Source organism: Mangrovibacter yixingensis (assembly GCF_020523985.1).
Classification (GTDB): domain Bacteria; phylum Pseudomonadota; class Gammaproteobacteria; order Enterobacterales; family Enterobacteriaceae; genus Mangrovibacter; species Mangrovibacter yixingensis.
This window is the reverse complement of the sequence record NZ_JAIVKM010000001.1, coordinates 460294-471458: the sequence shown is the minus strand read 5'-3', so window position 1 is coordinate 471458 and position 11165 is coordinate 460294. Positions and strand designations below refer to the sequence as shown.

General features: G+C 49.3%; 12 protein-coding genes. All 12 read left to right on the top strand.

Features of this window, described 5'->3' with window-relative positions; all coding sequences use genetic code 11:
- The first annotated feature begins 105 nt into the window (after positions 1 to 105).
- The 12 genes from LC084_RS02265 (at position 106) to LC084_RS02210 (ending at position 11155) form a co-directional block, all read left to right on the top strand.
- A complete protein-coding gene (locus tag LC084_RS02265) occupies positions 106 to 762 on the top strand; it encodes an EAL domain-containing protein (protein ID WP_226568988.1) in 657 nt (218 codons plus the stop codon).
- A gap of 325 nt (positions 763 to 1087) precedes the next feature.
- Positions 1088 to 1573 carry a Csu type fimbrial protein gene (locus LC084_RS02260; protein ID WP_226568987.1) on the top strand — a complete coding sequence of 162 codons (486 nt, stop codon included), beginning with the start codon at positions 1088 to 1090 and terminating at the stop codon, positions 1571 to 1573.
- 3 nt (positions 1574 to 1576) lie between these two features.
- Positions 1577 to 2344 carry a fimbrial biogenesis chaperone gene (locus LC084_RS02255; RefSeq protein WP_226568985.1) on the top strand — a complete coding sequence of 256 codons (768 nt, stop codon included), beginning with the start codon at positions 1577 to 1579 and terminating at the stop codon, positions 2342 to 2344.
- Positions 2277 to 4577 carry a fimbria/pilus outer membrane usher protein gene (locus LC084_RS02250; RefSeq protein ID WP_226568983.1) on the top strand — a complete coding sequence of 767 codons (2301 nt, stop codon included), beginning with the start codon at positions 2277 to 2279 and terminating at the stop codon, positions 4575 to 4577. The genes LC084_RS02255 and LC084_RS02250 overlap by 68 nt, the downstream gene beginning before the upstream one ends.
- On the top strand, positions 4568 to 5539 hold the full coding sequence (locus LC084_RS02245; RefSeq protein WP_226568981.1) for a Csu type fimbrial protein: 972 nt from the start codon (positions 4568 to 4570) through the stop codon (positions 5537 to 5539). Before LC084_RS02250 ends, LC084_RS02245 begins: the two co-directional genes overlap by 10 nt.
- 31 nt (positions 5540 to 5570) lie before the next feature.
- Complete coding sequence (locus tag LC084_RS02240; RefSeq protein ID WP_226568979.1) at positions 5571 to 6350, top strand: winged helix-turn-helix domain-containing protein; 780 nt, start codon at positions 5571 to 5573, stop codon at positions 6348 to 6350.
- Positions 6347 to 6829, top strand: coding sequence for a hypothetical protein (locus tag LC084_RS02235; protein ID WP_226568977.1), 483 nt, complete (start codon positions 6347 to 6349; stop codon positions 6827 to 6829). The genes LC084_RS02240 and LC084_RS02235 overlap by 4 nt, the downstream gene beginning before the upstream one ends.
- 102 nt (positions 6830 to 6931) lie before the next feature.
- A complete protein-coding gene (gene hisN / locus LC084_RS02230; protein ID WP_226568975.1) occupies positions 6932 to 7723 on the top strand; it encodes a histidinol-phosphatase in 792 nt (263 codons plus the stop codon).
- Between the two features lie 187 nt (positions 7724 to 7910).
- The gene (locus LC084_RS02225) at positions 7911 to 8120 is read left to right on the top strand and encodes a YdgH/BhsA/McbA-like domain containing protein (protein ID WP_226568973.1); all 210 of its coding nucleotides are present in this window, start codon (positions 7911 to 7913) and stop codon (positions 8118 to 8120) included.
- Between the two features lie 77 nt (positions 8121 to 8197).
- Complete coding sequence (locus LC084_RS02220; RefSeq protein ID WP_226568972.1) at positions 8198 to 8386, top strand: hypothetical protein; 189 nt, start codon at positions 8198 to 8200, stop codon at positions 8384 to 8386.
- 292 nt (positions 8387 to 8678) lie between these two features.
- Positions 8679 to 9413, top strand: coding sequence for a GntR family transcriptional regulator (locus LC084_RS02215; protein ID WP_226568970.1), 735 nt, complete (start codon positions 8679 to 8681; stop codon positions 9411 to 9413).
- A gap of 134 nt (positions 9414 to 9547) precedes the next feature.
- Positions 9548 to 11155 carry a PTS transporter subunit EIIC gene (locus tag LC084_RS02210; RefSeq protein WP_226568968.1) on the top strand — a complete coding sequence of 536 codons (1608 nt, stop codon included), beginning with the start codon at positions 9548 to 9550 and terminating at the stop codon, positions 11153 to 11155.
- The last annotated feature ends 10 nt before the right edge of the window (positions 11156 to 11165 follow it).

Genomic DNA, 11165 nt, shown 5'->3' with positions numbered 1-11165 from the left:
TAAAAATATCGAAAACTTAGTCAATGCATTTATATATACCATGAAAAGCATAATTTGCGCACACTTAGCCGCTCCTATTTATATCAGCAGGTACTGGCAATAACGATGCTCACAGGTTATAAATTTGAATCTATTCGCCTTCTCAATGACCAGGGAATAATTGCCTGGGAAATGCTGTCAACATTGCGCCCGAATGTAGACCCGGAAGTCTATTTTTCCACACTTTCCAGTGAGAAACGCACAGCGCTTTTTGCTAACCAGATAAATTATGCACTGTATACTCCGAGCTATGAGCGTTATTATATAAATACCGACACCGAAATATTATTGTCCTCTACCATGGAAGAACTTATAGCCGGCCACAATATTTACCGGCAAAAAATCGCACTGGAACTCACTGACCTGCACAATATAATGCAGATCTCCCCAGGCAAAATCAGAAAACTACGCCAGCGCATTGCCCAGTTACAGACAATGAATTTTCAAGTATGGGCCGATGATGTGACCCCCTATTTAGTCCAGTTCCTTCTCAAGGAAAAATTCCATTTTCATGGAGTTAAAATAGATAAATATGTATTCTGGAGCTTCCGTGAACAGCCTGCCCGCCTTAGTGAACTGGTTCACACATGCCAGCAACTCTGCAATAAGGTATTGATTGAAGGCATAGAAAATCACAGTGATTTTCTGTTAGCACAAACCAGCATTGCCGATTATGGCCAGGGTTACCTATGGAAACCTGTCGCATATCCATTTAATCAATAATTTCGGAAAAATACCTTTTCATCAGGGAATATTCTCACCATCCACACTGTTTTACCCAGAGCGCCCTCCCCGCCATGCACATATTTATGTAACTAAATAAACATGCTGGCCGATGACTTACTTTCACAGGGTTCATTTCATGCACAGCAATAAGAATGAACCATACTTTAAATTTTTTTATATTATTCTTTAAATCAAAATATTATTTTATACAACACTTAGAGCCTATCCAGGCGCCAATAGTAACCCGGTGAACATAGCCAGAACACAAGCTATTCACCGGTACTTTACCAACCCAAATTTTCTTAAATAAGAACCTATTGAAATGAAGGTTAAAAATATTGCTTACGCCTGTGTACTGGCAGCATTTTCCTTTGCCAGCCAGGCTGATGATAATACCAGCATGCACGTTACGCTGGAGGTCATGAAATCTTGCTCACTTTCTGCCAGTGATATGGACTTTGCGCAACGCAGCTCTGCAGATACCAGCGAGATAACTGCAAGCAGCGAACTGAATATTGCCTGCACCAAAGGTACTCCCTGGAAACTTACCGCAGATTCGGCAGATCAGGCCAGCGGCACATTCTACCTGCATCCATCGAGCGGTATGACCGATGCCACGAATATTGCCTACAAACTCTACAGTGACGCGAGTAAATCACAGCAAATAACCAGTGCTGACGGGCCCGAAAGCACAGGGACTGGCACAGTTCAAAACCAGACGCTTTATGGTGTTATCGAAGCTAACGCCCTGGCCACTGCAGTGGCTGGCCAGTATGACGACGATGTCAATCTGTATCTAACCTATTAATAAATGAAACCTAAGACACTCTTTTCCATTATCTGGCTATTTGCCATGTTGGCGCTGGGGCATTACGCGTTTGCCGCCACATTGCAGGTTGCCCCCGTCAATATTGAGATGGCTACCGAACAACAGGCTACTGCGGTATGGCTTACTAACAGCGGTAACCAACAAGAAGGGGCACAAATTCGCCTGTATCAATGGCATCAGGAAAATGGGAAAGATGTTCTTGAACCGGCAACAACACTGGTGAGTAGCCCTGCGATTACTTCGCTGGGCGCTGGCCAAAAACAGCTTATCAGGCTGATTGCGCTCAAGGCTTTTAGTGCAGATAAAGAACACAGTTTTCGGCTGATAATTGATGAACTGCCGGGCGAGAATGCGGGCACGGATACCCGCCATACCATCCATTTTTTGTTGCGCTACTCCATTCCCGTGTTTATAGCCAGCCGCGCACTTCCTCACGATGATATGAGCAAAACAGTTACCTGCCAGTGGGACCCTGCACGCCGGCAAGTGGTGTTACGCAACCTGGGTATGCGCCATATCAAGCTAAGTGACTTGCTACTCACTGGCCAACATAGCCGCGAGCTGGCCCATGATACAGGGCTGGTCGGTTACATCTTACCGGGTTCCTGGCGAGAGCTTTCCCTTCCTGCATCGTCACTGAACCAGGCTACCACGTTAAAACTGACACTCAATGAAGTGCCCTATGAATGCCCGCTCAGCCATACTGTTACTCCTTTTAACAGGGTTACAGCCGCAACGCACTTGCGCTGAAGCAACACCTTTGGGAGGTAATATTCAGTGGCTGTCCGTCAGCATCAATCAGGGCCAGGCACCGGGATTATTTCCGGCCAAAGTGCTGGGTAAAGAGATATGGCTTAAGCAGCAGGATTTATCCACTCTCGGTATCCGCCCTGCACAAGCATCGCCCCAGAGCGAGTGGGTTAGAATGCGTGATGTACCTGGGATCACAACCACATTCGATGCGCTTAACCAGCAATTGGCTATATCAGCTCAAATGGCAGCACTTTCTGGGCACCAATACCTGGCCCAACAACCACATTCGCATCAGCCAGATATTCGCCATACAGATACATTTCTGGGCAACCTGACTCTGGGTTATAACCTGAATGCCAGCCATTCAACTGGCTACCAGTATGCTTCTGCGCAAACCACCCTGGCATCATCAGGCTGGCTCCCCGGCACCATGACCAGCAGTTTTAACAGCCGCCTGGCTGAAACACCTCTGGAAAACCAGGCCCGTACTACCCGGCTAATGACCGCATGGCAATTTGATAATCGCCAACACAGGGTTTCTTTGACGCTTGGGGATGCCATCACTTCCGGCGTCAGTTGGAGCCGCCAGGTTCGCTTCGGTGGTATACATCTTGCCCGTAACTTTCAACTGGACCCACAACTGAATACGGCTCCACGAGCCGAGTACAGCAGCACAGCGGTACTGCCATCGACAGTAGATTTATACATAGACGGGCTGAAGCAAAGTAGCCAGCAAGTTACACCTGGCCAGTACACCCTCGCCACACAACCCACATTTACAGGTAATGGCCAGGCCGAGATTGTGATTACTGATATTAATGGCCAGCGCAAAGTCGTTTCACTGGATTTATATGGTGCCCCACAGATGCTGGGAGCCGGTTTGAGTAGCGGTACACTGGATGCAGGCTGGATGCGGAAAAATTACAGCCTGAAATCCAATGATTATGCCCCAACCCCAATGCTGGATGCGGGATGGAGCTATGGCGTCAACAACAGACTGACACTGGCCCTGCATACTGAGCAACAACAATCTGTACATAATGCAGGCGTGGGGGCTTACTGGTTGCCTTCCCCCTGGTCTGGTGTATTAAGCGCACATTTTTCCGCCAGCCACGCCAGTGAAGGAGCAGGGCAACAATGGGGTGTTGGTTGGCAATGGAATGGCCGTGGGTATGCTTTCTCTGCCAGTACCACACTGCGAGACAGTGCTTTTACGGATATCGCCAGTGCAAATGGTGTTGTGGCAGCCCAACGCAGTGACACTGTCTGGGCCAGTACCCAGTTAGGGCAACTGGGGCAACTGGGTATGGGTTGGGTACGCCAGCACTGGTCCGAAAATGATGAACAATACCTGAATGCCTCATGGTCCAAAACCTTTGGGCGTGGGGTAAATACCAATATAACCTGGACGCGTGATATTGCCGGGAAAGCGTCACAAATCAACCTCACGCTGTCCATCCCATTTGGCTTTCATGACCAGTTCACTGTCAAAAGTACAGGTAGTAGCCAGCAATGGCGCTATCGCCACCAGGCGGATAATGACCTGGGTGGCTGGTCCTGGTACGCCGGGCAGTCTTTGGGTAGCCAGAAATACCAATATGCTGATATCGGCAACCTTAACCGTTACGGCGAATGGCACCTGGGTGTTAACCATTCACAGACACAAACCGATACCTGGCTGACTGGTGAGGGTAGCCTGACATTGCTAAGGGGTCATTTCTATGCCATGCGCCAAAGCCATCAAGGCGTTGCACTGGTGTCCAGCAATGGCATTCCTTCGGTGCCGGTGTACCAGGAAAACCGCCTGGTAGGCAACACGGACGAAAAAGGTTGGTTATTACTCACTGATTTGCCTGGGTACCACACCAACAAGATAGCTATCGACCCACTAAACCTGCCAGCATCAGTGCTGGCACCCATCACAGAGCGCTATGTTTCACCAGGAACAGGCCAGGCCGTTTTGGTTGATTTTGGCCTGAAAGAGACTGTTTCCGTTGTCGCACGCCTGGTTAATCCCCAGGGCGAACCTTTACCAATGGGCAGCACATTGCGCATCAAGGCGGGTAACACCACCAGCACAGTAGCCCGTGATGGCATGATTTGGCTGGAAAGCCCACCCCTTCCGGCAGAACTGGAAGTGACCACTAACCAACAACAATGCCATGCCCACCTTCCCGCCAGGCCTGCCGGGAAGTCTTATCTGCAATTGGGGAATATTCAATGTCAGTAATGGCTCACATACTAAGAGTAGCCGCACTTTGTGCCTGCCTGATTTTCCCAGCCAAAGCCATGGCCGCCAGTTGCTGGATAACCCATGGTGCCAGTATCGCTTTTGGGACTATCGCCACTGACAGCATTAACCAAACCCAGGCCAGTGTGGGGTATTCCTGCCAGGCAGATTACGGCGCAACGCAATATTTTGCAGTCTGCTTGTCCAGCCTGGAGGAGCCACCATTCATCATGACCTCCAACGGCGATGAATTTGGCCGTACTTATTCATTACAGTTTAACCTTTACAATGCCAGCGACACCGCACAAATGCTGGCGACAACCGCAAGCGGCAACCTGATACAACAAACCTTTGCCATCGGGAGTAACCAACAAACCAGCAGTACCTTTAATTTACTGGCCCGGATGCCCACAGGGCAGAATAGTGTTCCGGCATACAGTTACTTTAATTATTCGCTGGGAATAAAAATAACCTGGAATACCAGCACGCAGGAAAACACATTAACGCCTTGCCAGGGGGGAATGAGTAGCGGCAGTGCCATTGATGACTCCAGTAATGCGAACGCAACCATCTCCACGGGCTGCTTTATTGAAAGCGTCAGCACACTCGATTTTGGTACGGTCAGCGCTGAAAGCATCCGTTCTGGCATACATTCAACTGCCACATTACGTACCCACTGCCCACCAGGAACACAGTTTTCGATAGGCCTTGATAACGGGACTCATGCCAGTGGTTCCACCCGGCAATTATGCAGTGCCAGTGGCGACTGTCTGGCCTATTCACTCTGGCAGGACAGCGCAGCCACGCAGCCCTGGGGAAACAGCCGGGGAGAAAACACCCTGGAAGCCACTAATAGCAATGGAAACGTCCAGGATTACACCATTTTTGGTGTTGTTCCCGCCCAGTCGCCACCTGCAGCAGATACCTACAGTGATGATGTCATCGTTACGCTGAGTTATTAAACGCTACCAATAAAACAGACAGAGAAATAAAGTGACCTGGTTGATTGATTCCACCGTAATTTACAATCCTGAAGATGGGGTACTGACACATATCAGCACCCCGGATGAACAAAGTATCACCCTCACTACCACAGCAAATTTATTATTGTCGTTACTGATTCACCACCAGGGCATTGTGGTGGAACGGGATACTTTGCTGCATGAAATTTGGGATAAGCGAGGGCTGCGCGGTTCCAGCAGTTCACTGAACCAGTACATCAGTATCTTGCGCAAAACACTGAGCAGTTTTGGCCTGAATTTCCCCACGATAATTACCGTGCCCAGAGTGGGTTTTATGTTCAACACTGAGCTGGCTATTAGCGAGCAACTTGAGCCATTTTCCCTTCCACAGCAAACAGCAGCACTTCCGATTCAAAAAACGCTGACGCCCACAACAAGGGGGGTTACAAAGCCTGTGCTCTGGCTGGTTCCATTCGTAGTGGCTGCGTTCGCTATACTGTTTGTCGCGTTAACCCCCTCGCCTGCGGCCATTCCCACCAGGCCTGTATACCTGTTAACCAGGATTAATTATTGCCCGGTATATACCTTTTCCAAACTGCCGGATGCCTGGCAAAAACCCATGTTGGCACTGACCAAATCAGTCCAGGCCATTGAGCACCTTTCCTGCCAGCAAGGCACTGTTTTTTATCTGAATGTACAAGACGCGATTGTCTATGGAGATAGCGGGCAGTTGGCCATTATTGAATGCTCTCTGGCACAGCAAAGTGCCAAAGCCTGCCTGACTCACTACTTCCGTGGGTGGTCATTATGAAACGGTTGCCATGTTGGTTTTACATAAGCGTATGCACTACAACAGTGATACTGTCTGGCTCCCTGATTTGGTTGCATTCCCGCCCTGCCCCCCTGGATTTTAGCTGCCACGGCAACCTCATTTACCACGATACCGTAGATAGTGCCCCGGTACGGTTTGACGGCGAAATTGTCGCTAACTTTCTGCCTGGAGGCAGTGGCAGCCTGAGCATCAGCGGCAATTACGTTTACCAAAATCAACAGTGGCCGGTATCCCACCAGGCTTTAATTTCCTGGCGAACATTGCACAACAACCTTTACGACGTGTGGGTCACCAGTGTGACGTCTTACAACCATGAAAACCGCCAGGACAGGCTATTTGAACACACTGTCATTGGCGCGACAGTGGGTGAGCACCAGCAATTGCGGATAAACCGCTTGCCAGGTGGTGCCGTGAATATCAGCAATTTTTATTCTCCTGTTCTGGTTTGTACTGAATAAGCCAGGTGGCTCAACCCAGGTCAAACTTTCCGCTGGCAGCACCAGCCAGCCTTCATATTGCCGATATATACTGACAATGAATTTTGATTACAGGAGGCAATCATGACCAATGCGTTACCGGATATCGCGTTTTTTCACCAACTGGCAGATGCCGCAGCACAGCAGACAGTTCCGCGTTTTCGTTCTGCACAGGAGTTGCACGTTGGCAGCAAGCCCAAGGAGGGTTTTCGGTTTGATCCTGTCACCGATGCCGACCGGGAAGCAGAACGGGCAATTCGCCAGATTATTACGGAACACTACCCGGAACATAGCATTCTGGGTGAAGAGTTTGGGGCAACAGGAAGTGGCCCGCTGCAATGGGTGCTGGACCCCGTAGACGGCACCCGCCCTTTCTTGTGCGGTTTACCTGTTTGGGGAACGCTGATTGGTCTGTATGAACATGGCCGGGCGCGCATGGGAATGATGAGCCAGCCTTTCACTCAAGAACGGTTCTGGGCCGATGGTAATGCAGCCTGGTGGCGCAGCCCTTATGGCGAACGGCAACTCACTTCCCGTAAAGGTATTTCACTGTCTCAGGCAATTTTACATACAACTTCACCAGAACCTGTGCCCCGTTTTCCGGGCATTCATTTTACTGAGCTGGCAGAGCGCGTTCTGATGACCCGTTACGGCGGCGAGTGTTACGCCATTGCCATGGTTGCGGCAGGCCATATTGATATTTGTGTTGAATATGGTCTTCAGCCCTACGATATTGCCGCTCTGGTTCCCCTGATTGAGCAGGCTGGCGGTGTTATTACCACGCTGGATGGCGGCAGGCCAGAACAAGGGGGTGACATTGTTGCCACCGGCTGCCCTGAACTGCACCAACAGGTACTCGGCTGCCTGAACGGGTAACACCTGCGTTGCCAGCTCCACGCTGGCAACCTCTCCTTCGCGCGTTTTCTTCATCGCTCTAAATGCATCAATTATTTTGAATGATATCCGCAAATTGTTTTAATTTTAATCACGCCGTGGTCGCATTACTATTATCACATCAAGGCAAAACGCCTTATACAGACCAACTAACTTAAGGAATACGACCATGAAATCCATCAAAACTTTCGTTGCAGTTACCGCTCTTTCTATGATGTCTTTTGGTGCTTTCGCGCAGACTGTCAGCGCAACAGCTTCCACACTGGATGGTGCTGAAGCACAAATCGCAGCACAGGCAAAACAAGCCGGTGCATCTTACAACATCACTGAAGCACACGTTGGCAACCAGGTACATATGACTGCCGACCTGAGCAAATAAGCCGTGCGCCCTGTGCCGGGCCGCCAGCCTTACCCCGCTGGCGGCAATAGCAAGTTAACGAACAGAAGGAATAAAAAATGAAAAAGACACGTATTGTTACTGCCCTGCTGCTGGTTGCCACATTCTCTTCAGGTGCTATGGCTGCAGACAGCGTGTTCTCCCGCCCGGAAGCCGGGTCAAATATCGACAACACCGTGCACCAGAACCATATTGAAGCCAGCCACGCATTCGATAGCGAAAACCTGACTGCCGGTAATATGCTGTAATTCAGTAAGTACCGGGCTTCGGGCAGGGCACTACCTGCCCCCGCCTACACCCTTTGCAACGCCCCCATCGCCAGATATTCACGGCATTTTCCCCCGCCAGCAACAAGCACTTTATTGCCCCAATTATCCAATGAACGCATTGAATACCTGCCTGTTTTTGTGGCATTTCAACACTAACACCCTCCCCGCCAGAAAGGGATTGTCGTGCCAGCACTATCACTGATACGAACAGCGATTGTCACATGCACAGCATGCCGCTATCATTCCGGCATGATGCGGGGGAGCACAAACGATGATTGATAAATATTCCAGTACACCGGTTTATTTACAGCTTGAGCAATATCTTAGCGAAGAGATAGCCAGTGGTAAGTTAAAACCTGGCGATGCGCTCCCGTCGGAAAACACACTGTGTGCTGAATTCTCTATTTCCCGCATGACAGCACGCAAAGCTGTGGATTACCTGGTGCGCCAGGGAAAAGTTGAGCGCCGCCGTGGGCAAGGCACCTTCGTTGCTCAGCAAGAGAATGACTTGCGTATTTCTCTCCCCCTGGACAGGCACCTTTCATCCAGCGAAGCCACCCTTGGGGCTGGCAAAGTAGTGACCAATCGCCTGATTTGCCTGTTGCAGCAAAAATCCCCTCCTGCTGTTGCTGCCCAATTGCAGATACCAACAGGTACACATATCTGGTTTATGAAACGCCTGCGTCTGGTGGGTGATGTCCCCTTTGTTTTCGAACAATCCTGGATGCTGGCTGACCCCTTTACGGACCTGAGCGAAACTGATCTCAACCGTTCCAAATATGCTTATATTGCCCGTAAAGGTTTTACGGTTGAACGTTCCGAGAAAGAGATCCGTGCCGAACTGCCTTCACAAGAAGTGCGCGATATGTTGGGAATTAACCGGGAAGAACCCGTTCTCCACGCCACCTCTGTCGCCATGTTGCGCGGGTTTGGCCCCTTCGAAATTTCCGATATTTATTACAACCAGCAACACTACCGTTTTACCCTGACAGCCACCCGCGACTAACCCACTCACAGCAAACAGTTTGTGATCCTAAGCTTATTTTTTATTCACTGGGCTAGACAACTATACATATAAACCACTTATACTTATTTCCGAGCAGTGCCCCGTGCCATGCACATTAATTACAGGAAAAAAGAATGAACAGGACAGGTGCCTTTCTACAGGATTTAGGCAAAGCGCTGATGATGCCTATTTCTGTTATTGCGGCTGCCGGAATATTTCTTGGTCTTGCCGCTGCCCTACAAAACCCGGCCATTGTTGGTGAGCACATTATTCATGCTCAGGCTATGCAAACAGTCATTGGCTTTATTAGAAAAGTATCCGGTGCACTATTTGCGAACCTGCCGCTTTTATTTTGTATTGCCACTGCAATTGGTTTAGCGAAAGATGAAAAACCAACCGCAGCTCTGGCTGCTGTTATTGGCTTTATTACTTTTCATGTTGGCGTTAATTATAGTTTAACAGTACAGGGGCTGACACCAGAAACAACTTCAGCCGCTGCACTTATTACACAAGGAATGACACAGTCTGCCGCAGTAATGTATTCCGCTGAGTTCACCCATGTATTGGGGGTATTCTCATACCAGATGAGTGTATTAGGCGGTGTACTCAGTGGCCTGATAACCGTGCTGCTGCACAACCGTTTTTATACAATTAAACTTCCGGCTGCCATAGCTTACTTTGGCGGGCGTCGTTTTGTGCCAATAATTACTGTTATTGTTTTACCCTTAGCCGGAGTCATCACCTCACTAATTTGGCCGGTTATTGCCAGTGGTATTATTGCCCTCGGCCAATTTATTGGTGAATCAGGCCCGTTTGGTACCTTTATTTATGCCTTTACCGAACGAATCCTGATTCCAACCGGGCTACACCATATTCTTAATGAAACGGTTCGGTTTACGCCAGTAGGCGGTATGCTCCACATCGATGGTGAGAGTATTACCGGCGCACTGTCTATCTTTAACTACGCGCTGGCTCATCCGGGAGAAATCGCCGATACCGTTACCCGCCACGCCACTCGCTTTCTGGCTCAGGGTAAAATTCCCGTGATGATGTTTGGCTTACCCGCCGCCGCGCTGGCTATCTACCGCTGCGCCCGGCCAGAGCATAAACAGCGTGTAAAGGCACTGATGATGGCTGGTGCGCTGGCATCGTTTACCACCGGCATTACCGAGCCACTGGAGTTTAGTTTTATTTTTGTTTCGCCGGTATTATTTATTTTCCATGCCATTATGACGGGGTTGTCTTTTGCCTGCTCGCAATTGCTCCACATTATGATTGGTAATATCCAGGGCGGATTTATTGATTTTATGGTGTTTGGTGTACTGGGTGGAAAAGCAACACAATGGTGGTTCAGTCTGTTGCTCGGTTGCATTTGGGCTCCTGTTTATTATTTCACATTCAAATGGGTTATTTTGCGCAGTGATGTTAAAACGCCAGGGCGAGAAGCTGAAAATGCAACACCCACGGTGGCTACCAACACTACGGCAGAAGATACATTAAGTGAACAAATTATTACCGGGTTAGGTGGCAGAGAGAATATTCACGAAGTGGACTGCTGCTTTACCCGGCTACGGGTAAAAGTGCATCTGGCAGATAAAGTCAGTGAAAGCCTGCTAAGAAAAACAGGTGCCAGTGGTTTTATTCGGGCAACAGAACACGACATTCAGGTTATTTACGGCCCACAGGTTGAAAGCGTTGCCACTGCCGTAAAACAACATTTATTAATGCAACCCACTCATTAAGGGAATTCGC

What these genes read in the sequence shown, in the direction of transcription:
- LC084_RS02265 (WP_226568988.1), top strand. Translation starts at nt 106, where the DNA reads ATGCTCACAGGTTATAAATTTGAATCTATTCGCCTTCTCAATGACCAG.
- LC084_RS02260 (WP_226568987.1), top strand. Translation starts at nt 1,088, where the DNA reads ATGAAGGTTAAAAATATTGCTTACGCCTGTGTACTGGCAGCATTTTCC.
- LC084_RS02255 (WP_226568985.1), top strand. Translation starts at nt 1,577, where the DNA reads ATGAAACCTAAGACACTCTTTTCCATTATCTGGCTATTTGCCATGTTG.
- LC084_RS02250 (WP_226568983.1), top strand. Translation starts at nt 2,277, where the DNA reads ATGAATGCCCGCTCAGCCATACTGTTACTCCTTTTAACAGGGTTACAG.
- LC084_RS02245 (WP_226568981.1), top strand. Translation starts at nt 4,568, where the DNA reads ATGTCAGTAATGGCTCACATACTAAGAGTAGCCGCACTTTGTGCCTGC.
- LC084_RS02235 (WP_226568977.1), top strand. Translation starts at nt 6,347, where the DNA reads ATGAAACGGTTGCCATGTTGGTTTTACATAAGCGTATGCACTACAACA.
- hisN (WP_226568975.1), top strand. Translation starts at nt 6,932, where the DNA reads ATGACCAATGCGTTACCGGATATCGCGTTTTTTCACCAACTGGCAGAT.
- LC084_RS02225 (WP_226568973.1), top strand. Translation starts at nt 7,911, where the DNA reads ATGAAATCCATCAAAACTTTCGTTGCAGTTACCGCTCTTTCTATGATG.
- LC084_RS02220 (WP_226568972.1), top strand. Translation starts at nt 8,198, where the DNA reads ATGAAAAAGACACGTATTGTTACTGCCCTGCTGCTGGTTGCCACATTC.
- LC084_RS02215 (WP_226568970.1), top strand. Translation starts at nt 8,679, where the DNA reads ATGATTGATAAATATTCCAGTACACCGGTTTATTTACAGCTTGAGCAA.
- LC084_RS02210 (WP_226568968.1), top strand. Translation starts at nt 9,548, where the DNA reads ATGAACAGGACAGGTGCCTTTCTACAGGATTTAGGCAAAGCGCTGATG.